Here is a 21,203-nt window from a genome sequence, read left to right as displayed (position 1 = left end):
TAATAACTCCATCGAATGTAGCATCTGAGTCATACCTTCGTGAAGAGCGGAGAGCAGATTTTTTGCCGGTGCAAATGACCCCGCGAAACTGCTTAGACCGCGGTTTCGCCTTCGATACGGCTCGTGATGGCGGTGCTGATGGTCTCCGGTGAAATCTTCAGCCCGTACAAAACATCCAGTGCGGCCAGGTAGCTTTCCGCGTCACCGGCGGCGGCAATTTCCTTGGCCCGAACCGTGGGGGTGTGCAGCAACTGCTTGACCATGCGACGCATGGCAAACTCCACCTGATCGGCGGCCGCGGAACAGCCGTGCTGCTTGCGCACCTTGGCGATTTCGGTGTCCAGGACGGCCATGGTGTGCCGGCGCAGCGCCACGATGGCGTGGTCAAGGGAACGCGAATTCTGGGACTGCTCAAAGTTGGCCGTGGCCTCGGCGACCATGGCCGAGGCTTCCGCCAACGTTGACTCCTGCTCGGCCGGGGCAGCCTGCCGCACAGTCTCCAGCGTCAGCAGATCAACGCCCGGAAGATCGGCGATATCAGGGGCAAAGTCATGTGTCAGGGCCAGGTCGATGGCTGTCAGTTGCTGCGTCGAGCCTGCCCGCATGGCGGCCAGATCGGCCTGCGTGAGCTGATGGTCGGAGCCGCTGCAACCCACTAGTAACGACGCCTTGGTGACGGCTGCGGGCAGCGTGGTCTCATCGAGGGCGGTTCCGCCACGAGAGGCCACGAAGGTCTCGGCACGACCCGATGCGGAGTACACCGAAATGTCGGTGCAGCCACGCTGCAGTAGTTGGGCCATGGCGGCGCCGGCGTAAGCGCCCGTGCCGAAGAGGACTGCTGCTTTGCCCTTGAGGGAGCCGGGAAGTGATGCGGCGATGGGCGACACGCCGCCGGAAAGTGATGCGGCGTCTTGGAGATCGGAGGCGAGGTCTAGGGCTACCGAGACGATCGACATGCCGCGGCGGCCCAGGGCGGTCTGTGCGCCAACGTCCTTGGCCGTCTTGGCTGCAGCCTGAAAGAGACGAACCAAGGGAGGGGAGGTGACGCCTTGCTCCTGTGCCGTGCTCAAGGCGCGGCGGACCTGCCCGGCAATCTCACGTTCCCCCACGACGGCGGATTCCAAGCCCGTGCTGACCGCGAAGAGGTGGCGGGGGACGGCGTCGGAATGCAGGGTGTTCAGTGCCTGGGAAACTTGAGGTTCGCTCAGGCCCGAATGCTGACTGACCGCCTCGATGAGGGAGCTGCGTGCCGCCTCAACATCGTCGCTACTACGGGCATGAACATAGAGCTCAAAGCGGTTGCACGTTGCAAGCGTGACCATGCCGGCCACGGCGTTGTCCTTCTCAATAACGTCAGCACTGATAGCCGCGGCACCGGCACTAAGGCGGGCAACGGTTTCCAGATCAATGGATGAATGAGAGGCAACAAGCGAAAAGACGACCACAATTTCACTATGGTAGACCCCTAAGCTGAGGGTTTGCGGACAGGAAGGGCAAAAGCGTCACCAAGAATCTGTGATGCTCCTTACCTCTGCCGCGGTGCCATGCCTTACTACGGTGACAGATTGTGCACAAAAGAACTTCAGATTGGCTCTGTAGGGTGGTGCCATGACACTGAGCCCCAGCCACCCCCTGATGGATGGCCGCACCGCAAATTCCCCTCTGATCACGGCTTACCGGGGCGGCACCCCCAGCCGCCGACCCGTCTGGTTCATGCGCCAGGCTGGCCGTTCACTGCCTGAATACCGAGAACTTCGCGTAGGCACCACCATGCTGGAGTCCTGCCTCAAGCCGGAAATGGCTGCCGAGATCACGCTGCAGCCCGTCCGTCGCCACGACGTCGACGCGGCTATTTTCTTCTCCGATATCGTGATCCCGCTCAAGCTGGCCGGCGTCGGCGTGGATATCGTTCCCGGTGTTGGTCCGGTGTTGGACAAGCCGATCCGTACGGCCGAGGACATTGCCAATCTGCCCGAGCTCACCGATGAGGCGCTCGAACCGATCCGCCAGGCTGTTGCCCTGACGGTCGCCGAATTAGGTAGCACCCCGCTGATTGGCTTTGCCGGGGCGCCCTTCACGGTGGCCGCCTACATGGTCGAGGGCAAGCCGTCCCGCGACCACCTCGGCCCGCGCACCATGATGCACGCCGAACCGGAACTCTGGGCGGCGCTCATGAATTGGGCCGCAGACGCATCGGGTAAATTCCTGCGCGCCCAGATCGAAGCCGGCGCCAGCGCGGCCCAGCTGTTCGACTCCTGGGCTGGTTCGCTGGGGCTTGCCGATTACAGCGAACATGTTGCTCCGGCGTCGGTCAGGGCTTTGGACCATGTCCGCGACCTGGGCGTGCCGCTGATCCACTTCGGCACGGGCACGAGCGAACTCTTGCCGGCCATGTACGGAGTGGGTGTTGACGTCATGGGCGTCGATTACCGCCTGCCCCTGGATGAGGCCAACCGCCGCCTCGGTGGCACGGTGCCGCTGCAGGGCAATATCGACCCCGCCCTGCTCAACGCGCCGTGGGAGGTCCTCGAGGCACATGTTCGCGAGGTAGTGGCCGCGGGAGCATCCGCACCGTCTCATGTGGTGAACTTGGGTCATGGAGTGCCCCCGGAAACGGATCCGGCGATCCTGACGCGCCTGGTGGAGCTCATCCACTCGATCTAAAGCACGCCGCACCACCACCAGATAGCTCCAGTCGCAAAGGGGACACCATGGAACACCGTAAGCACGCAGCGAAGTCGCACAGCCACCCAGTTCGGGAACGGGCTGTTGTTGTTGGCGGAGGAGTCTCAGGGCTGCTGGCCGCCAAGGAACTTCAGGCAGCCGGTTTCCAGGTGTCCCTGTACGAGGCCGCGGCTACCCTCGGTGGTTGCTTCTCCAGCCACGAGGTGGCCGGGGTGGTGCTGGACGGTGGCGCGGAGTCGTTTGCGACGCGCAGTACCGCCGTGGCGGATCTGGCTCAGGAGCTGGGCCTTGCCGCGAACATCGTCACACCCAATCCTGCGGGTGCCTGGGTGTGGCTCCCGGATGGCCCCGTGCCGCTGCCGCGTACGGGTGTTTTGGGCATCCCCTCGGACCTCAATGCCCCCGAGGTGCGTGCCGCCTTGGGCGCCTCCGGAGTGCTGCGGGCCGCACTAGATGCCAAGATGCCCGCCACGATCGGCACCACCGAGGCCGTCTCGAGTGTGGCCGATCTTGTCAGGGCCCGCATGGGTAAGCGGGTCTTGGAGCGGCTCGTGGCCCCCGTTGTGGGTGGCGTCCACTCGGCCGATCCGGAACTCCTCGACGTTGACATGGTGGCCCCGGGCCTGCGCGCGGGAATTCGCGAACACGGCTCCCTCGCGGCGGCCGTCGCGGCCCAGCGTGCCGGCGGCAGCAAGCCCGGCTCGGCCGTTGGTGGTCTCGTGGGCGGCATGCACACCCTCGTGACGGCCCTCGTCAAGGCGCTCGTTGCGGCGGGCGTGGAGCTCCATACGAGCCATCGCATCAAGGCTATTTACCGCGGTGAGGAGCTCGCTGCCGGCAAGCACGACGGCGCCACCTCCTTGCCCTGGCAGCTCGACTGGGAGCATGGCACAGAGCGCGGGGTCGCCACGGCTCAGGTTTTGGTTGTCGCCACAGATGGCCCCACGGCCGTCACCTTGCTGGGCGCCGAACTCCCGCAACTTCGTCCCTTCGCGCCCGCGACGGGTCCGGACATACGTCTCGTGACCCTTGTCGTGGATGTGCCAGAGCTGGATTCGGCCCCACGCGGCACGGGGATCCTCGTGGCCCCCGGTGTGCCCGGCATCAAGGCCAAGGCGCTCACACACGCCACCTCGAAGTGGGCCTGGTTGGCCGATTCCACAGGTCCCGGCACGCACGTGCTGCGACTGTCCTACGGAAGGGCCGGCGTCAAGGCCTCCGACGCCGTGCGGCTGAGCGCGGCAACACCCACCGAGGAAGATCTGGTGCCCACAGCCCTGGCTGACGCCTCAACCCTGCTGGGCCTAGAGATCACCGAGGCGGACCTCCTCGGCTCGGACATTGTCCGCTGGCGGGGCGCCTTGCCGTTTGCCGCCGTCGGACATCAGGCGAAGATGGCACAGGTCCAGGCGCTCGCCAGCGAGGTCCCCGGGCTGGCCCTGACGGGTGGCTGGCTCAGCGGCAATGGCCTGGCCGCCGTGGTGGCTGGAACGCAGCGCACCATGAAGGCCCTCATCGAGTCGTCAGCTAAAGTGTGACCTTGCGCACTTTCTACGCAATGTAGAGAACGCTGATTTAAGCTTTCGGGTTGATGGGGTGCAAACTTGAAACATGAGCCACACAAACGCAGAATCTGTCACCAAAACCCCCAGTGAGACCCCGTTCACCTTGTGGACCGTCTTCAAGCGGACCGGATCCTTCATCGGCGCGGATGCCGCCATCGCAGAATTTGATGAGCTCGTCGCCTCTTTGGCTGCGGAGAGCATCACCTTGCGCGGAGCCTACGATGTCTCCGCCATGCGCAACGACGCCGACATCATGGTGTGGCTCGTCGGAGCGGACGCAGAAGGCCTGCAGAAGGCCGTACGCAGCATCCGCCGCACGGAATTGTTCGCCGCCACCGAGATCGCCTGGTCCGCCATGGGCGTGCACCGCGAGGCGGAGTTCGCCAAGTCCCACGCGCCGAGCTACATGGGCCCCAACGAGCCCAAGGGCTGGGTCTGCGTCTACCCGTTCGTGCGCTCCTACGACTGGTACATCCTGCCCGCCGAGGACCGCTCCCGCATGCTGCGCGAACACGGCATGCTGGGCCGGGAATTCCCGCAGGTTCAGGCCAACACCGTCTCCGCCTTTGCCCTAGGTGACTGGGAATGGCTGCTGGGGCTCGAAGCCGATGACCTGGTTGACCTCGTCGACATGATGCGCAGCCTGCGGTACTCCGATGCCCGCCTGCACGTGCGCGAAGAAGTTCCCTTCTACACGGGCCGCCGCGTAGCCACCGCCGAGGTTGCCGAGGTTCTCCGATGAGCGCCCCGGTTTCTGCCCCGGCAGAGTACGACGCGATTCTCCTGGCCTCCTTTGGCGGCCCCGAGGGCCAAGACGATGTCATTCCCTTCCTGCGCAACGTGACGCGTGGCCGCGGTATCCCCGATGAGCGCCTCGAAGAGGTCAGCCATCACTACCGCAAGAATGGTGGCATCAGCCCCATCAACGCCCAAAACCGTGCGCTCAAGGCTGCTCTTGAAGCCGAACTGGCCGCCCGCGACATTGAGCTGCCCGTGCTGTGGGGCAACCGGAACTGGGATCCTTACATTCCCGCCGTTTTGCAGGAAGCCTACGACGCCGGACACCGCCGACTCTTGATGGTCACTACCAGCGCCTACTCCTCCTACTCGAGCTGCCGCCAGTACCGCGAGGATATCGGCATGGCCCTGACCGAGACCGGCCTGGATGGAAAGCTGGCCGTGGACAAGGTGCGCCAGTACTTCGACCACCCCGGTTTTGTGGAGCCCTTCATCGAGGGCACGGCCGCATCCCTGGTCAAGGTTCGTGCCTTGTTGGCCGAGGCCGGAACCCCCGAGGCCCCGATCCACGTCATGTTTGCGACGCACTCCATCCCCACCCGGGACGCGGAAGCCTCCGGGCACTCCGAGCTGGAACTGCGCGAATTCACCGAGAACTCCGCCTACGTGGCCCAGCACCTCGCGGCAGCGGAAGCCATCATGGCAGCCGTCGACCCGGCCCAGGAATGGTCGCTGGTGTACCAGTCACGTTCCGGCGCCCCGCACGTGCCGTGGCTGGAACCGGACATTAACGATGCCCTGGCGGAGCGGGCTGCGGCCGGCACCAAGGGTGTTGTTGTGGTGCCGCTGGGATTTGTCAGCGATCACATGGAGGTCCGCTGGGATCTTGACACCGAGGCAGCCGAAACGTGCGCCGAGCTGGGCCTGGCCTTTGACCGTTCGCCCACTCCGGGAACGCACGAGAAGTTTGTGAGCGGCCTCGTGGACTTGATCTGCGAACGCACGATTGAGAACCATATCGAGGAACGCCCCGCCATGACGAAGCTGGGCCCGTGGTTCGACGTGTGCAACCCCGGTTGCTGCGCCAATTTCCGTGGCGAAAAGCCCGTCATTTCTGAGGTCGGTAGCACCGTTGGCCTCCTCTCCGCTTCCACCAAGGTTGGTTCTTAATTTCCATGGCTGGAACAATGACAAGTGTGAAAATTGGAACGCGCGGGAGCAAGCTGGCTCTCAGTCAGACCGGACAAATTACGGAAAAGCTCAGCGTTATTGGCGGCTTTACCGCCGAGATCGTGCCGGTCAAAACCGAGGGTGACATCCTCACCGGACCCCTGTCTCAAATGGGTGGCACGGGCGTTTTCGCCGCCGCCCTGCGTGACACGCTCCTCAACGGTGGCGTTGACGTCGCCGTGCATTCGCTCAAGGATTTGCCCACGACGGCGGTCCCCGGGTTGACGCTGGGAGCGATCCCCGTCCGGGCCGACGCCCGCGACGCGCTGTGCGCCCGCGATGGGTTGACTCTGAACGAACTACCCGAGGGTGCAACGGTCGGTACAGGCTCACCCCGGCGTGCAGCCCAGCTCCTCGCGGCCCGCCCGGATCTTACGATCGTGGATATCCGCGGCAATGTGGACACCCGGCTGGCCCGGGTTCCCGGCCTGCCCGGAAACCCCGAGGCTGCTCCGGTTCCCGGCAAGGTTGCTGACCTTGACGCCGTCGTCCTGGCCGCCTCGGGGCTGGGCCGGATCGACCGTCTGGACACCGTCACCGAGTTCCTGTCCTCGGAGATCATGCTCCCGGCACCCGGCCAGGGGGCACTCGCCCTAGAATGCCGCACGGCAGATACGGACCTCACAACGGTTTTGGGTCAGTCGCTCTCGGCCGTTGACGATCAGGACACGCGTCTGGCCGTCACGGCCGAGCGCGCCCTCCTGGCTAGGCTGGAAGCTGGCTGCAGCGCCCCTGTCGGAGCGCTAGCGCACCGCAAGGGTTCCATGTTGTACCTGGAAACTGTTGTCTGCTCCCTTGATGGAAAACGGTCCCTGCGCCTGAAGAAAGCCACCGACGGTCTCACCTCCGTGGGGGCAACACTGCTGGGCATCGAACTGGCCGAGGAACTGCTCGCCGGCGGCGCCGCAGACCTGGCCGAGTTGGCCGGCCCGGCGTAATGACGTTCATCCCGCCGGTTGAGAGCAACGCCTCTCTTGCCGGTCTGCGCGTGGCCGTGACGCGGAGCGTTGATCGAGCAGGTGGCTTGATCAACGCTTTGACGGCTGCCGGGGCTGAACCAGTCATGGTGCCCGTCATCGACTTTGAGATTTCCGAGCCACAGGAAGTCTCAGAGGCTCTGGGACGGCTGGCTGCGGGGGAGTACCGCTGGCTTGTCATCAGCTCCATCACCACGGTGCGGGCGTTGAAGCAGGCCTGCCAGGCCGCGGGAACCACGCTCGCGGAGCTGATTCCGGCTGCCACCAGCGTAGCCACTATCGGCCCCACCTCGCTCGCCGTTCTCGCGGCCGAGGGCATCCACGCGGAGCTCGCACCGATTGATCTGCAATCGGCCGCCGGACTCGTGGAGCTGTGGCCGGATATTGATCCGGGCGACGGCGGACCCTCTCGAGTGCTCTTGCCACAGTCAAACCTCGCAGAAGCAACCCTGGTGGACGGCATCACCGCCAAGGGGTGGGCGCCGGAGATCGTCACGGCCTACAAAACCGTCAACTACCCAGCAGATCCCGAGTTGCGGTTGACGGCCACGCTGGAGTCGAGGGCTCCGGAGCGGGGTCTGGACTCATCCGATCACCGTGAGTTTCCCATCCTGACCCCTACCGAGGCGGCACAGGAGATTCACGCGGGAGCGATTAACGCCGTCGTGCTCGCCTCCGGAAGCGCCGCCCGCCGTGTCGCCGAAACCATGGCGCCACTGCCGCAAGATTGCCTACTAGTGGCGATTGGCCAACCAACGAGGAGCGAGGCGCAGCGGCTGGGCATGACCATGGCCGCCACCGCCGAGCACCCAACACCTGAGGGCATCGTGGCAGCGTTGCTCCGTGCCCGCACACACATTCACCAGCAGTAAGAAAACGGAGTCAGCATGAGTTTCCCCCATCACCGTCCGCGCCGTCTGCGCACTACCATCGCCATGCGCCGGTTGGTCAGCGAATACTCCGTGGCGCCGGCCGATCTGATCCTGCCGGTCTTCATCCGTGAGGACCTGAGCGAACCCAAACCCATCACCTCGATGCCCGGCGTGGTGCAGCATACGACGGCGTCGCTCGTTGAGGCGGCCCGCGAGGCCGTTGCGCTGGGGCTCGGCGGCATCATGCTGTTCGGAATTCCGGCCGAGCGCGATGCAACAGGATCGGCGGGAACAGATCCCTTCGGTGTGCTGAACAAGGCCATCCGGGACGTCCGTGCCGCCGTGGGCGATGAGCTCGTCATCATGAGCGATCTCTGCCTGGACGAATTCACCGACCACGGCCACTGTGGCGTGCTGGACTCCGCCGGTCAGGTCGACAACGACGCTACCTTGGAGATCTACGCCAGAATGGCTGTGGCCCAGGCCGCCGCGGGTGCCCATATTGTGGCGCCCTCGGGCATGATGGATGGGCAGGTGGCCGTGATTCGCGAGGCACTGGATTCTGCCGGATTCTCCACCGTCTCCGTTTTGGCCTACGCCGCCAAGTACGCCTCCGCGTTTTACGGCCCGTTCCGTGAAGCCGTTGATTCCCAGCTGCAGGGCGATCGCCGCACGTACCAAATGGATCCCGGCAACCGCACCGAGGCCCTGCTCGAGGTGGAACTGGACCTCGCGGAAGGCGCCGACATCGTCATGGTGAAGCCCGCCATGAGCTACCTCGACATTCTGGCAGATGTGGCCGCGATGAGCCCCGTCCCGGTGGCGGCCTACCAAATCTCCGGCGAGTACGCCATGATCGAGGCAGCCGCCGCAAATGGTTGGATCAACCGCCGCGCAGCCATCGAGGAATCGGTGTTGAGCATCAAGCGCGCCGGTGCCACCATGATCTTGACGTACTGGGCGGCCGAACTGGCCGGCTGGCTCCGCGAAAACTAACGCTTACTTCCCTTTCAGATCCCCTTTAGCCAAGGACTTTTCATGACCAGCTCGCAGGAACTTTTTGACCGCGCCAAGACCCTCATGCCCGGTGGGGTGAACTCGCCCGTGCGCGCCTTTGGGTCGGTGGGCGGCACTCCGCGCTTCATGGTCAACGCCAAGGGCGCCTACCTCACCGACGCCGACGGCCGCGACTACGTTGACCTGGTCTGCTCCTGGGGACCGGCTCTTGTGGGTCACGCGCATCCCGACGTCCTGGCCGCCGTGCACGCAGCCGTAGACCACGGGCTGAGCTTTGGCGCCTCCACCCCGGCCGAAAGCGAACTGGCTGCCTTGGTCCAGGGGCGCGTGTCCGGCGTCGAGCGTCTGCGCATGGTGTCCACGGGCACCGAGGCCACCATGACGGCCGTGCGGTTGGCTCGCGGCTTCACGGGCCGGGATCTGATCATCAAGTTTGCCGGCTGCTACCACGGCCACCTCGACTCCCTGCTGGCTGCCGCCGGTTCGGGCCTAGCCACCCTGGCACTGCCCGGTTCTGCCGGCGTCACCGCGGCTACGGCTGCCGAGACCCTGGTCTTGCCCTACAATGACCTCGCCGCCGTCGAGGCTGCCTTTGCCACGCACGGTGACCGCATCGCCGCCGTCATCACCGAGGCCGCACCGGCCAACATGGGTGTTGTCACCCCCGGCGAAGGCTTCAACGCCGGGCTGTCCCGCATCACCGCCGCCCACGGCGCCCTGCTGATCCTCGACGAGGTCCTGACCGGATTCCGTGTTGGCGCGGCCGGCTACTGGGGCCTCACGGGCGCCTCCGAAGGCTGGACCCCGGACCTGTTCACCTTCGGCAAGGTCATCGGTGGTGGACTTCCGACGGCGGCCCTCGGCGGCCGCGCCGAGGTCATGGACTATTTGGCTCCCTTGGGCCCGGTCTACCAGGCCGGAACGTTGTCGGGTAACCCGGTCGCCATGGCCGCCGGTGTGGCCACGCTGACGGCCGCCACCTCGGCCGTCTACGCCACGGTGGATGCCCGCTCGCTGGAACTGTCCGCGGCCCTGACCTCCGCGCTGTCTGCTGAGGGTGTTGACCACTCGATCCAGCGCGCCGGCAGCTTGTTCTCGGTGGCCTTTGGTACCTCGGTGTCCGGTGTTCACAACTACGACGACGCTCAGGGCCAGGAAGTCTTCCGCTACGCGCCGTTCTTCCACTCCATGCTGGACTCCGGCGTGTACCTGCCGCCGAGCGTCTTCGAGGCCTGGTTCCTCTCCGCAGCGCACGACGACGCGGCCATGAACCGCATCTTCGAGGCCCTGCCCGCAGCGGCCAAGGCTGCCGCAGCCGTCAAAGCCTAACGGTTCAAGCCGCGGGTCTAGACAGGGGCCCTGAGGTCATGTTTAGACTCGCACTGTGAAGTCATTTGCGAAGATCTCCTCCGTCCACCTCGACACGACGCATCGCTTCAGTAAGCAAAGCGTGGACACGATTGAGCTCGTGGCCGGACGCGGCGTTGCCGGGGACGCGCATTCCGGCGTGACAGTCCAGCACCGCTCGCGGGTGCGGGCCGACCCCACGGCGCCGAACCTGCGTCAGGTGCACCTGATGCACCAAGAGCTCTTTGACTGGCTGGCACAGCGTGGTTTCTCGGTAGCCCCGGGGGAGTTGGGCGAGAACGTCACCACGGAGGGCCTGGACCTTCTGAGTCTGCCGCGGGGCACCTTATTACATCTGGGTTCCGAGGCGGTTGTTGAGGTGACGGGCCTGCGCAATCCTTGCGCCCAGATCGAGGACTTCCAACCGGGCCTCCTGAAGGAACTCGTGGGCTATGACGACGGCGGGACGCTCGTGAGGCGTGCCGGGATCATGGCTGTGGTGCACCACGGTGGCACCATCCGCCCTGGTGAGGGCATCGCCGTCGTACTTCCTGACGAACCGCATGAGGCCCTGGAAAGGGTTTAAAACACAGCGACCCCGCAACTCAAAAGAGTTGCGGGGTCGCTGGCTTAATGGCTAGAGCACGTCCGAGAGGAAGCCCTTCAGGCGCTCGGTCTTCGGCTCGCTGAACAGCTGATCCGGAGATCCGGTTTCTACCACGACGCCGGCGTCCATGAAGGTCACGGTGTCGGAGACGTTGCGGGAGAAGCCCATCTCGTGGGTGACAACAACCATGGTCATGCCGCCCTTGGCCAGATCCGTCATGAGCGCCAAGACGCCCTTGACGAGTTCGGGGTCAAGCGCCGAGGTGGCCTCGTCAAAGAACATCACCTCGGGCTCCATGGCCAGCGCACGGGCAATCGCCACACGCTGCTGCTGCCCGCCGGAGAGGTTTCCGGGACGTGCGTCGGCCTTGTGCGCCAGACCCACGAGTTCGAGCTGCTCCATGGCCTTGGCACGTGCCTGGTCCTTGGGGAGCTTCTTGATCTTGTGGAGCGCCAGCGAGACATTGTCGACGACAGTCTTGTGCGGGAACAGGTTGAACTGCTGGAACACCATGCCGATGCGGCGGCGGAGTTCGTCCGGGTTGTCCTGTAAGACGGAGCGGCCATCGAGCTGGATGTCACCCTGATCGGGTTCGATCAACCGGTTCATGACGCGCAGCAGCGTTGACTTACCCGAACCCGAGGGGCCAATGACCGAGGCCGTGGTGCCCTGCGGGACGTGCAGATCGATGCCACGCAGAACCTTGTTGTTGCCGAAGGCCAGGTGAATGTTGCTCGCGGTCAGGGATCCTGAATTAAAGTCGCTCATGATTTAGGCACCCTTTCCGACGACGGCAGCAGCTTCGTCCGGTTCAATTTTTGGTGCCCGACCCTCACGCATCCGCTTGTCAATGAAGTTGACCAAGTGGGTGAGCGGGATGGTCATGCACAGGTACAGCAGACCGGCGGCGATCAAGGGCGACATATTGCCGGAGTTCGCGGCCGCATCATTACCCACACGGTAGATTTCACGCTGGCTGGCAAGCAACCCGAGCATGTAAATCAACGAGGAGTCCTTGATGAGGTGAATCAGCTGATTGACCAAGGCCGGAAGAACCCGGCGAATACCCTGCGGAATGACCACGAGGAGCATGGCCGAGCCGTAGCTGAAACCCAAGGCCCGGGATGCCTCCAGCTGTCCCTTGTCAACACTTTGAATGCCCGAACGGAAAATCTCACCCATGTAGGCGGCAGCCATCAACGTCAACGCAAAGATTCCCAAGGGGAACGGGTTGGTGATGCCCATGGTCTGGCGCAGGATCGGGCCGAGCCCAATCCCGATAATCACAATCACCAAGATCGCCGGAAGACCGCGGAGGATATCCGTGTAAATCCGGGCAATCCACCGCGGGATCGGGTTTCTCGAGATACCCATGATGGCCAAAACTAGGCCAAGCAGGGAACCTAGGATGCCCGAGGAGATGGCAAGGATCAGCGTGTTGGGCAAGCCGACGGTGAGCATGCTGGGGATAACTTCCCCCATGGCCTGCCAGTCAAAGAATGTTTTAAGGAACTGCTGGAATGCATCCATATAGTGCTTGCCTTAGGAGATCTTTGCAGCCTTGGACCCGGGGGTCCAGTCTGCCGGAGTCTCGCGGGTCGGGTACCATTCCTTGGTCAACTTGGCCCAGGTGCCATCGGTGATCACGGCGTCCAGTGCGGAGTTCAGTGCGTCGATGAGTGCCTTGTTCTCTGAGTTCACGGCGTAAGCGGTGAAGTTCTGAGTGTTGACCACGGACTCGGCGATGACGGTGCCGTCGCCGTCCTTGACCTGACCGGTTGCCTGCTGTGAAGGAGCAACCCAGGCGTCAACCTGACCGTTCTTCAAGTTGGCGTAGGCCGTGTTGTAGTCGGAGAAGCGAACCGGCTCCAGCTTGAGGGTGTTGGTGACGTAGTCATCCTGCACGGTGCCCTGAACCACGGCGATGCGGGTGCTGGCGCTCAAGTTAGCAAAGCCCTTGACCGCTGAATCGGTTTTGGCAACAACGGCCATGTAACCGAAGTCGTAACCGTTGGTGAAGCCAACGGTCTCGCGGCGCTTGTCGGTCGTGGAGATCGAGGAGGATCCGACGTCGAACTGCTTGTTCTGAACCTGGGACAGCAGGGCTGAGAAGTCAGTGGACTTGAACTCAACCTTCAGGCCCAGCTTCTCACCCATGGCGCGGAGCAGCTCATTGTCGTAACCGGTGAACTTGCCGTCCTTGTCGATGAAGATGTTCGGCGGGGCATCGGAGAGGGTGCCGACCGTGATGGTGCCGGGAACGATCAGGCCCAGTTCATCGACCTTGATCTTATCCAAGGCAGTGACATCGGCGGTTGTGTACTTGTCCAGCGAAACCTGATCGCTTCCTGCGAGGGCATCCGTGGGCTCACCGGAGCTGGTGGCATCTGTGGTGCCGCCGCATGCGGCGAGCGAGAAGGCCAAGGCAACGGCGACCGGAACGGTCGTGAGCCACTTAAGGGCAGATTTCTTCATCAAACATTCGCTTTCATTGCAGTTGCCCAGCCCGACGGAACGGCGCGGGAGGGAAGAGACATAGTGCGGGAGCTTAGGGCGAAACTCACAGGAGCTTCATATCAGAACTCAACCAGCAAAACTAAATTATGTCATCCGCTTGGTAAATGTGGCAGATCTGAACTTATGCGCGTAAAAATACGTGTTTTGCCAAAGATACTGCAATCTGAGGCGTTCCAGCACTCGCCCCGGATGGGTGGAGGTAGTTGCGTCCGCACGACTGAAGCGCCTATGAAAGCGCAAGTGTAGGTAATTCTTAATGTGATTTAACTCATATCTTAATGAACTTTAGGGCGGTGCCTGTCCCGTCTCAGCTGAAGTGGATTATTCCCACGACGCATGGACCATGAGCAGGATCTGCCTCAGTACTACTGGGTCACTAGACCGTGACTAGATCACGCCTGAACGCCTTCAAATCATGTCCCGCTTAGGGCTCGGGCCCCGGGCTTTATCTCGGGATATATGGGATTGTGCCCATTTTTCCTTACGCGGGGGCAGCATCGTTGGAGCGCAGACATGACCTAGGAAAGTTGCAGAGGCCAGAAGTGCCGCGGCCAACCGGTGATGCTGCTCGCCCATGTCTGTAGGCTGGTCGTGTATCGACCGCCGGACCATGGCGTGGACGGCCTACTGCGCTGCATCACTGTCCCGCAGGGGAACTATACTGCGGCAAGCGATTATCTCTTTCCCTGCCGATCCGCCTCAGATTAATCTTGCCGGTCGGCGTACTATCGGGGCATGACGTGGGAAGAAGTAGCATCGGGCATTTTTGTGAAGCAGTTTGGCTCTGATGATGTGAACGTGGCGGCGATTGTCGGACCGGCGGGAGTGACAGTTGTCGACACCGGAGGCTCTCTGACTGAGGCACACGATATCGTCACTGATTTGACGAAACGCTTCAGCGTCCCGATCGTCGGCGCCATCAATACTCATGCTCATTACGATCACAGCTTCGGCAATTCCATGTTTGCAGCACTTGGCGTTCCGATTATCGGTCACCACCGGATTCCCGCTCATTATGATGCATTCGAAGGTCCGCGACTGCACGCCTGGTGCGCGGGCCACACTCGTGATGCCGATAAGGATTGGGAAAAGGTCGTCTTGACCCCGCCGTCCGTCCTAATTACTCAAGCAACGACATTCACCGCCGGTGGGCGTGAAATCAAGTGTCTGCCGATCACTAGAGGACACACCGATACGGATCTGGCCGTATTCGTGCCCGACGCGAGAATCTGGATGCTCGGTGATGTGATCGAAGAATCTGGACCACCTATGTTCGGTTCAGGTAGCTGGCCACTGGACTGGCCAAAAGCACTGGAGGAGCTTTTGCTCCATGTGGAACCGACAGATGTCATCGTTCCAGGTCATGGGAGCGTGGTTGACCGCGAGTTCGCGACCCGGCAGGCGGCAGCTTTGAACGCCGTGACAACGGCAATTCGTGATGCCTGGACAGCAGGAATGAGCATCGAGGAAACATTGGCCACGGTTCGACTTCCTTGGCCGGAGTGGATGTTACGCTCGGCCCTCGAGCGAGGTTTCTCGCAGCTATCCGTTGAGTGACGTTTCGCCCTACGGGCACTCGCCGGCGAGTGCTAGCGGTGCGAGCATGCCGACTCGCAGTTTTGGGTCTGGTCGCTGTTGAGCCCTGCCTGCTGATGAGGCCGTTGCGCTCTGAACGACCAGATGGCGAGAGGAACGAGTAGTGCACTCAGCTCGTGGCCATGGCCGGTCAGGCTGGAGTCTACGGGCGCGATGGTGGCCTGTGTTGTCGGGTGACGGAAATGTCTTGCTCGTCAGCATCGCACCAATCAGTGCATTTGCCCGGGGAAAACCACGTGTTTCATAACCCCACCTTCAGTGGGCGGGATGGAGAGAATGCGTTAGGGCAGAGCGGCGCTGTCAGATATTGGTTGGACAGATCTCGGCGTCGCTCGGGCACTAAGATCCCTGAGCGGGCGGAATGCCGACGGTTCCTGAATGCCGATCAAAACAATCAACTTGGGGACATTACCTATGGTCGAACTTCACCGATTGCGTAATCCGTAGAGGGTGCCGGGATTGAGAAACTGCCGCCCCCACAGGAGGCGCCTGTCGGCGATAGGCAGCATTCCGAAGTCCGCAGCCTCCGCCCAGTGCCCATGAATAGCGTCTTCGATTTGCGCAACGATGTTGTTGGCCTCGTCTTTGGCCAGAGGTCTGCGGTGTTCAGCAGAGTTTCCAGGGGGCGGGCGAGTCATGTTTAGAGGTGCGATGCTGCCCACACTCAACGTCAACTCGTAGCGGACCACACTCCGCTATAACCACGTCATGGCTAACCAATGAAGAGCACCTGTGCGTGCGGCCCTCATCGGGACCTTGAACGGGACGTTGGTTGACATGCCGTGACCTTGGTACTGCCAAGATGCTCCTGCGAAGCGATCACTCAATAACGGCATAAAATTCTACACATGACTAATACCCTCGCGGATTTCCGCCGGCGCCGCATTGCCATTTTCGCCTTCATGCTGATGTTCGGCATCGGCATGTCCTCGTGGGTTGTGCGGACCCCGGCGGTGCGGGATCTGCTCGTGGCATCGACCGCCGAAATGGGGTTGGTGCTGCTGGGATTGTCGGTCGGCTCGATGAGCGGTGTGCTGTCCTCGGCCGCCGTTGTCCGCTGGCACGGCGTGCGCCTTACAGTGGCTGTCGGCGGCTCCAGCTTCATCGCAGGCGTCGCCATGATCGGCGTCTTCGCAGGTCTCTCCGCCTTTGCAGGGGTCTTTGCCGGACTGGCGTTGGTGGGCTTCGGCATCGGTGTCTCGGAAATCGCCATCAACATCGAGGGCGCGGCGTTGGAGACGTTGTCGGGGAAATCTATTCTGCCGGCCCTGCATGGTTGTTTCAGCCTTGGCACGGTGATTGGTGCCGTCTCCGGCATCATCTTGACGGCCATCAATTTCTCCGTCACCTGGCAGCTCATTTTTGTTGCCCTGCTCGCCGCCGGTGTGCTGGGCTGCTTGACTCGCTTCGTCTCCCCGGAGACGGGCCGGGTTGCCCGACAGTCCGGGGAAGCCAAGACGCATAATCCCCGGAAGTCTTGGCTCGCAGCTTGGCGTGAACCGCGGCTGCTGATGCTGGGCATGATCATTCTCGCGTTGGCACTGGCGGAAGGTTCGGCTATGGACTGGCTGCCCCTGCTCATGGTTGACGGTCACGGACTCTCGCCCACACTCGGCTCAGCGATCTTCGCAGGATTCGCGGCGGCCATGACTGTCGGGCGTTTCCTGGGGGCGCCGCTGCTGAAGAAATTCGGCAACGCCACCGTGCTGCGCGCCAGCACGCTCATCTCCGCCGCCGGCATTGCGCTCGTCGTCTTCTCCGACAGCCCGCTCGTCGCCGGCGTCGCAGTTCTGCTCTGGGGCGTGGGCGCCGCCCTGGGCTTCCCGGTGACCTTGTCCGCAGCGGCCGACAGCGACGATCCGACCTCGTCGGTGGCCGCTGTCGCCACCGCCGGCTACATTGCCTTCCTTGTGGGCCCGCCCCTGTTGGGTTTCCTGGGCGAGGAATTCGGCCTGCGGGGCGCCATGATTCTGGTTCTCGTGGTCGTGACGCTCGCATCCCTGCTAACCTCGGCCGCCAAACCGAAGCCCAGAAAGCCAGCTCCCGAATTGGACTCCATTTCCAGCTGACTCGGCCCGTTCATATCCCCTTTTCCAAAGTACGACGTCGGGAGCTCACCTTTCAGCGCGAAGGCGGGCTCCCGACGTCGTACTTTCCATGCACGAGGGAAGGCCAGTCGGCCGCCGCTGGGGGGTGACTGGATGAGACTTCTGTAGCGTCACAGTAAGACCGCTCCACCTGCGGGCGTCGTCTCTCCGTGTTTTTCCTAAGCACTGAAGAACGGAAGAGCTTCCGCAAGACCGGTCACTGTCAGATCCGTGGGATCGGGCGTGGCCCAATCTGAAACATCGAGGCGCAGCCGGTCGGAGACTACAACCCGCCCGGCGAGCACGTCCCGCGAGGTGCCATCGGGACGATAGCCGAGCCTACGCGAGACGCCTTGCGAACCAACGTTGTCCTGGAACACCTCGGTCAGCGCGGTCACGGCTCCCAGTCTCTCAAAAGCAAAACTCAGCAAGGCTGTCCGAGCCTCAGTACCAATGCCCTGCCGGTGAAATTCAAGCCCAAGCCACGACTCGGTTTTTACTTCACGCAGTACAGAGAAATTGCGCGCCTTCAACGTGACCATGCCTACCGGCTGGTCCGCATGAAATACGCCCATTTCCAATGCCCAATCCTCCGCACACCACATACCCCGGCGGCTCCAGTGCTGCTGCATCACGTAGAGTGCCCGTTCACGAGGAGGAAGATCCGTCCAGGGTGTCAAGAAAGGCTGCTGACCAGGCTCATGCACACCGATGGCCGCAACCTGAGCGAGTTCGGATAACTCGTCATCGTTTGGAACACGAAGTTCTAAACGCTTGGTTGCAAGCTTCAATTGGGCGAGAGGCCAGTAATCGTTGAGCACTTCGCCAGTATGGCACGGTAGAGTTCACTGGCTCACGTTGAGGCTCCCGAGAAACCGCCGGCCAACTGCCACCACCGTCCCGCAGGACGTTCCCCAATAGGGTGTCAGTAGCGCGAATCCGCTCATTTAATGCTGGCGTTTATCTGAACTCCGTCAACGACCAATGTGCCGGAAAGATTCGGGGCCCCGCCTTCGACCTCCAAATCTACGGCGGTTCCCGGCTGCAGCACGACCATGGATGCAACATCTAACGGTGGTACACCAAAGAGGCCAACAAAGCTGCCCGCATCAATGCGGCAAGTGCCGGTGCTGAGGTTTAACAGGCGATACGGGAGCTCGGCTGGCTTGTCCTGCTCTGACGATGAGCCCATCGGTCGGGCGTGGTCACAGCAAGTTGCTGGGGCTGGCAAACAGGTGCGACGTCTACAGAGGTGTACCCGTTCTCCCATGTTCCAACACCTACGCCGTACCCAACAACTTCCCATGGTGTCGCGTGGATTTGGGTTGACTTCGAAACCGCAAGCACCCTTCCAGAGCGGCCGGCGGGCGCTCCCACCATCACATCGCCGTCTGCCAGGTGCAGAGTGATGATCTGGTGTCCAGCTGCGGTGTCATCGGGCCGGTAGGAAATGGCCGTCGTTGCAGACTCCCGTGGTTGCAGCGTCACGGTGGAGCTATCCTGTGTCCATGGTGGACGAACGGTTTCCGGGCCTTGATTGATTTCGAGACCGGTCAATTCCGACAGCTCACACGGTTCTACCGAAACATTTTGCACTCGCACGATGTAGGCATCCATACTCCCTACGGCGTTGCCCGAGTCAAAGGTTGCATCCAGATCATTCGCGGAGCACCGTCCCACGGCTCGGGCCGGATTCGCTGGGAGGACCCCTGCCATGGTCATGCCACGCTTCGCGGGCTGCCCCGTCATCAGGCCGCTTTGAATCTTTACAGGTAAATTCAGCATCACAGCTCTTTTCTGAGGCGCGTCGGTCTGCCCTGGTTCGGACGGCACGTTTTGCGGGCAGCCCATCTCCTGCAAGTTGATCCGTGCCCCAGCACGATCCACGCTAACCTCCGCGCAAAGCGTTGCCAGATCGGCCGTGGTTCCCGGTTCGTCAACCCACACCACGATGCCGACGGCTTTGGCATCGGATTCATAAGTGAGCGGAACATGAAAGAGGGCATAGTCGGCCTTGGGCCAATCCTCACTATTCAGAGACGTAGGTCGAACCGCCGCGAGATAGTCGGCAAATACCGGCGTGTAGCTCACCTGAAAACCAGAAAGCTGCTCTTCAAAGACTCCTGCAATCTCACTGAGGACGGTGTTTCCCGACGCTGCAATCCCCAGTGGTAGATCGCCGCGATTCGTTGCGCGATCCACAGCCCAACCGACGACGAGACCCAAAAGCACGAATAGGGCAACCGCCCATATGAGTACTTTCCTAAGGGGGACAAGGGGACATGGTTTGCTTCTCATCACAGTTTCTTCCTACCGCGTCAGTGAGTTCTTGGCGTCCAGCCGGACTTTCTCATCGAGTGGTGAACTCGTGTTCATCGAGATTGTTTACAACCTGAAGCTGCCAGTCAGCTCAGGTGATCACGTTTATGAAGCCCATCTCGCTAAGCGTCCCGCAAAGTGTTCCGGCTACGGTAGCAACGGGGCTGTGTGGACGAGTATTGAGAATGAAAGAGTTTCATGAGCGATGAAACGCCTCCAGGGAGGTGGCTCATTTCCTTAGAAGTGGGCAACTTGGACTACGTGATCATCTCGCTGCTGGAAGTTGAACCGGGGCAGATAATGTCATCGGCAACAACACTGATGATCGTGGCACACGGCTTCATCGGCTGTGATTGTCAGTCCTTGAGGAAGAGATGAGGACGAGGATGATCTCAGCGAAGCCGGCAACACCCCAGAGGAGGAGACACTCCACATAGAACATTGCCTCCATCATCCCGCCGCCGGGGAGGCCCGCCAGTAGTAGCCAAGCGGTGTACTTTGCTTGCTTGCGACCGAGAAGACGCAAGCAGGCATGGAACAACCAGGAAATGCCGACGCAAAGGGGAAGTAGGTAAAAAAGGGCTCATTCTTCTAACCTTGCAGACGGTGAAGGACAAAGCACGCTACCGAGGGATGATTTTGCAGGGAATGTTCCGTTCCCTTTGGAACTTGGAACCCGTGCCCGACTTCGTATCCTCATCGGGCCCCTGAGGAACGGACAAACGTGAAACAAACTGAAGTCGACGTTTCCGGTTTCGACAGCCTGAGTGTCACACCAGGGGGTCGTTACGTCGCCGCAAGCGACGACACACACTAGCAAGTCAGTATTGGTGGTCATTTTTGCTCCGCAAACGGTTCCTCCGTGGCACGATGTGCAGCGGGCTTGGCGTTTGCGAAAGTTGGCGCTGAAGCCACGTGACCAAGCCGACAAGTGATCGTTGGCTCGGCTATCTACCGCCGGACTCATGATCCCGGAATACGTCAACCTAGCAGCCGCCAACTGAAAATGGGTGACCCGCTGTGCCGCCGCTACGAGCCCTGCACGGGTCCGATGAGATCCCCTGGCATCCCGTGGAGGTCTTCAAAGTTGGCCACTGTCCCGTAACTCTCAAACTGAGAGCCTTGGCATCACCACGGGACGCCCAGCAAACGACGACCTGTTTTGGCCAACTTTGCACTATCCCAAGCAGCGTTCCTTGCGAAACGCGGACAACCTTTGTGTGCGACCTTTTGCCCGAAAGTACATTGAGGCAAATGCTTACGCAAGGGCTATTTCGGGGACATGAATACGATTACCTCAGCTGTCACGATACGGGCACTTCGCGATGGCCTCGCCGATGCAGTGGGCCGTGCCAGCTATGGAATTGAACGAGTGGAGATTACCAAGAATGGCAAGCCTGCGGCTGAACTCCTTGGAACCGAGGATTTTGAGCTGCTGGAGCGACTGGAAATGCTCCCAGACGTCGCCGGATACCGAGCCGCCAAGTTGGTTGATGACGGAGGCCGAGTCAGCCCGAATGAACTGCTTGCTGAATTAGATGCGTGAGTTCCTACCGCATTGAACTCACAACCCTACGTGTCAGGCTGGAGCGGTACCACGGTGACAGAGCAAATCGGCTCGATCGCGTAGGGCGAGAACCAGGAAA

The 21,203-nt window shown here is 61.9% G+C and carries 19 protein-coding genes; 13 read left to right on the top strand and 6 right to left on the bottom strand.

The window, feature by feature from the left end:
• Positions 1–92 precede the first annotated feature (92 nt).
• Complete coding sequence (locus tag CVS30_RS16985; RefSeq protein WP_110486742.1) at positions 93–1,445, bottom strand: glutamyl-tRNA reductase; 1,353 nt, start codon at positions 1,443–1,445, stop codon at positions 93–95.
• Positions 1,446–1,608: 163 nt separating this feature from the next.
• Between CVS30_RS16985 and hemE the strand changes: the two genes are divergently transcribed.
• The 9 genes from hemE (at position 1,609) to CVS30_RS16940 (ending at position 11,017) form a co-directional block, all read left to right on the top strand.
• The gene (gene hemE / locus CVS30_RS16980; protein ID WP_110486741.1) at positions 1,609–2,664 is read left to right on the top strand and encodes a uroporphyrinogen decarboxylase; all 1,056 of its coding nucleotides are present in this window, start codon (positions 1,609–1,611) and stop codon (positions 2,662–2,664) included.
• 47 nt (positions 2,665–2,711) lie between these two features.
• Positions 2,712–4,223 (top strand): protoporphyrinogen oxidase, encoded by a 1,512-nt coding sequence (gene hemG / locus CVS30_RS16975; protein ID WP_110486740.1) that lies wholly within the window; start codon positions 2,712–2,714, stop codon positions 4,221–4,223.
• Between the two features lie 73 nt (positions 4,224–4,296).
• Positions 4,297–4,992, top strand: coding sequence for a hydrogen peroxide-dependent heme synthase (gene hemQ / locus CVS30_RS16970; RefSeq protein WP_110486739.1), 696 nt, complete (start codon positions 4,297–4,299; stop codon positions 4,990–4,992).
• Entirely contained in the window at positions 4,989–6,158 is a 1,170-nt protein-coding gene (locus CVS30_RS16965; protein WP_110486738.1) for a ferrochelatase, read from the top strand. Before hemQ ends, CVS30_RS16965 begins: the two co-directional genes overlap by 4 nt.
• A 17-nt stretch (positions 6,159–6,175) precedes the next feature.
• The gene (hemC, locus tag CVS30_RS16960; protein ID WP_110486737.1) at positions 6,176–7,156 is read left to right on the top strand and encodes a hydroxymethylbilane synthase; all 981 of its coding nucleotides are present in this window, start codon (positions 6,176–6,178) and stop codon (positions 7,154–7,156) included.
• Positions 7,156–8,067, top strand: coding sequence for a uroporphyrinogen-III synthase (locus tag CVS30_RS16955; protein WP_110486736.1), 912 nt, complete (start codon positions 7,156–7,158; stop codon positions 8,065–8,067). Before hemC ends, CVS30_RS16955 begins: the two co-directional genes overlap by 1 nt.
• 15 nt (positions 8,068–8,082) lie before the next feature.
• The gene (gene hemB / locus CVS30_RS16950) at positions 8,083–9,063 is read left to right on the top strand and encodes a porphobilinogen synthase (protein WP_110486735.1); all 981 of its coding nucleotides are present in this window, start codon (positions 8,083–8,085) and stop codon (positions 9,061–9,063) included.
• Between the two features lie 42 nt (positions 9,064–9,105).
• A complete protein-coding gene (gene hemL, locus CVS30_RS16945; RefSeq protein WP_110486734.1) occupies positions 9,106–10,413 on the top strand; it encodes a glutamate-1-semialdehyde 2,1-aminomutase in 1,308 nt (435 codons plus the stop codon).
• Positions 10,414–10,468: 55 nt separating this feature from the next.
• A complete protein-coding gene (locus CVS30_RS16940; protein WP_181419852.1) occupies positions 10,469–11,017 on the top strand; it encodes an MOSC domain-containing protein in 549 nt (182 codons plus the stop codon).
• Positions 11,018–11,068: 51 nt separating this feature from the next.
• On the opposite strand, the gene CVS30_RS16935 is transcribed toward CVS30_RS16940, so the two are convergent.
• From CVS30_RS16935 to CVS30_RS16925, 3 genes are read right to left on the bottom strand one after another with little or no spacing between them, the layout of a single operon-like run.
• Complete coding sequence (locus CVS30_RS16935) at positions 11,069–11,806, bottom strand: amino acid ABC transporter ATP-binding protein (RefSeq protein WP_110486733.1); 738 nt, start codon at positions 11,804–11,806, stop codon at positions 11,069–11,071.
• 3 nt (positions 11,807–11,809) lie between these two features.
• Positions 11,810–12,568 (bottom strand): amino acid ABC transporter permease, encoded by a 759-nt coding sequence (locus CVS30_RS16930; RefSeq protein WP_110486732.1) that lies wholly within the window; start codon positions 12,566–12,568, stop codon positions 11,810–11,812.
• Positions 12,569–12,580: 12 nt separating this feature from the next.
• Entirely contained in the window at positions 12,581–13,513 is a 933-nt protein-coding gene (locus CVS30_RS16925) for an ABC transporter substrate-binding protein (protein ID WP_110486731.1), read from the bottom strand.
• A 777-nt stretch (positions 13,514–14,290) separates the two neighbouring features.
• On the opposite strand from CVS30_RS16925, the gene CVS30_RS16920 reads away from it, so the two are divergent.
• Together CVS30_RS16920 and CVS30_RS16910 are read left to right on the top strand one after the other, a co-directional pair.
• The gene (locus CVS30_RS16920) at positions 14,291–15,112 is read left to right on the top strand and encodes an MBL fold metallo-hydrolase (protein WP_110486730.1); all 822 of its coding nucleotides are present in this window, start codon (positions 14,291–14,293) and stop codon (positions 15,110–15,112) included.
• An 887-nt stretch (positions 15,113–15,999) separates the two neighbouring features.
• A complete protein-coding gene (locus CVS30_RS16910; RefSeq protein WP_110486728.1) occupies positions 16,000–17,220 on the top strand; it encodes an MFS transporter in 1,221 nt (406 codons plus the stop codon).
• 197 nt (positions 17,221–17,417) lie between these two features.
• Here the strand turns inward: CVS30_RS16910 and CVS30_RS16905 are convergent, their stop codons facing one another.
• Together CVS30_RS16905 and CVS30_RS16900 are read right to left on the bottom strand one after the other, a co-directional pair.
• Positions 17,418–18,059 (bottom strand): GNAT family N-acetyltransferase, encoded by a 642-nt coding sequence (locus CVS30_RS16905; protein WP_110486727.1) that lies wholly within the window; start codon positions 18,057–18,059, stop codon positions 17,418–17,420.
• A 316-nt stretch (positions 18,060–18,375) separates the two neighbouring features.
• Entirely contained in the window at positions 18,376–19,440 is a 1,065-nt protein-coding gene (locus tag CVS30_RS16900; protein WP_181419851.1) for a DUF4232 domain-containing protein, read from the bottom strand.
• Between the two features lie 315 nt (positions 19,441–19,755).
• Here CVS30_RS16900 and CVS30_RS16890 point away from each other — a divergent pair, with 315 nt between their 5' ends.
• Both CVS30_RS16890 and CVS30_RS16885 read left to right on the top strand, forming a co-directional pair.
• Positions 19,756–19,935, top strand: a complete 180-nt coding sequence (locus CVS30_RS16890) for a hypothetical protein (RefSeq protein WP_110486724.1) — start codon at positions 19,756–19,758, stop codon at positions 19,933–19,935.
• A 904-nt stretch (positions 19,936–20,839) separates the two neighbouring features.
• Positions 20,840–21,103, top strand: a complete 264-nt coding sequence (locus CVS30_RS16885) for a type II toxin-antitoxin system Phd/YefM family antitoxin (protein ID WP_110486723.1) — start codon at positions 20,840–20,842, stop codon at positions 21,101–21,103.
• Positions 21,104–21,203: the final 100 nt, after the last annotated feature.

Origin of the sequence: Arthrobacter psychrolactophilus, from assembly GCF_003219795.1 — a bacterium.
Lineage (GTDB): Bacteria > Actinomycetota > Actinomycetes > Actinomycetales > Micrococcaceae > Specibacter > Specibacter psychrolactophilus.
The sequence above is the reverse complement of the archived record's forward strand: the minus strand, read 5'-3'. Positions and strand labels throughout refer to the sequence as shown.

What these genes read in the sequence shown, in the direction of transcription:
- CVS30_RS16885 (WP_110486723.1), top strand. Translation starts at nt 20,840, where the DNA reads ATGAATACGATTACCTCAGCTGTCACGATACGGGCACTTCGCGATGGC.
- hemG (WP_110486740.1), top strand. Translation starts at nt 2,712, where the DNA reads ATGGAACACCGTAAGCACGCAGCGAAGTCGCACAGCCACCCAGTTCGG.
- CVS30_RS16910 (WP_110486728.1), top strand. Translation starts at nt 16,000, where the DNA reads ATGACTAATACCCTCGCGGATTTCCGCCGGCGCCGCATTGCCATTTTC.
- CVS30_RS16935 (WP_110486733.1), bottom strand. Translation starts at nt 11,806, where the DNA reads ATGAGCGACTTTAATTCAGGATCCCTGACCGCGAGCAACATTCACCTG.
- CVS30_RS16925 (WP_110486731.1), bottom strand. Translation starts at nt 13,513, where the DNA reads ATGAAGAAATCTGCCCTTAAGTGGCTCACGACCGTTCCGGTCGCCGTT.
- hemL (WP_110486734.1), top strand. Translation starts at nt 9,106, where the DNA reads ATGACCAGCTCGCAGGAACTTTTTGACCGCGCCAAGACCCTCATGCCC.
- hemB (WP_110486735.1), top strand. Translation starts at nt 8,083, where the DNA reads ATGAGTTTCCCCCATCACCGTCCGCGCCGTCTGCGCACTACCATCGCC.
- CVS30_RS16965 (WP_110486738.1), top strand. Translation starts at nt 4,989, where the DNA reads ATGAGCGCCCCGGTTTCTGCCCCGGCAGAGTACGACGCGATTCTCCTG.
- hemQ (WP_110486739.1), top strand. Translation starts at nt 4,297, where the DNA reads ATGAGCCACACAAACGCAGAATCTGTCACCAAAACCCCCAGTGAGACC.
- CVS30_RS16955 (WP_110486736.1), top strand. Translation starts at nt 7,156, where the DNA reads ATGACGTTCATCCCGCCGGTTGAGAGCAACGCCTCTCTTGCCGGTCTG.
- hemC (WP_110486737.1), top strand. Translation starts at nt 6,176, where the DNA reads ATGACAAGTGTGAAAATTGGAACGCGCGGGAGCAAGCTGGCTCTCAGT.
- hemE (WP_110486741.1), top strand. Translation starts at nt 1,609, where the DNA reads ATGACACTGAGCCCCAGCCACCCCCTGATGGATGGCCGCACCGCAAAT.
- CVS30_RS16890 (WP_110486724.1), top strand. Translation starts at nt 19,756, where the DNA reads ATGAGCGATGAAACGCCTCCAGGGAGGTGGCTCATTTCCTTAGAAGTG.
- CVS30_RS16920 (WP_110486730.1), top strand. Translation starts at nt 14,291, where the DNA reads ATGACGTGGGAAGAAGTAGCATCGGGCATTTTTGTGAAGCAGTTTGGC.
- CVS30_RS16930 (WP_110486732.1), bottom strand. Translation starts at nt 12,568, where the DNA reads ATGGATGCATTCCAGCAGTTCCTTAAAACATTCTTTGACTGGCAGGCC.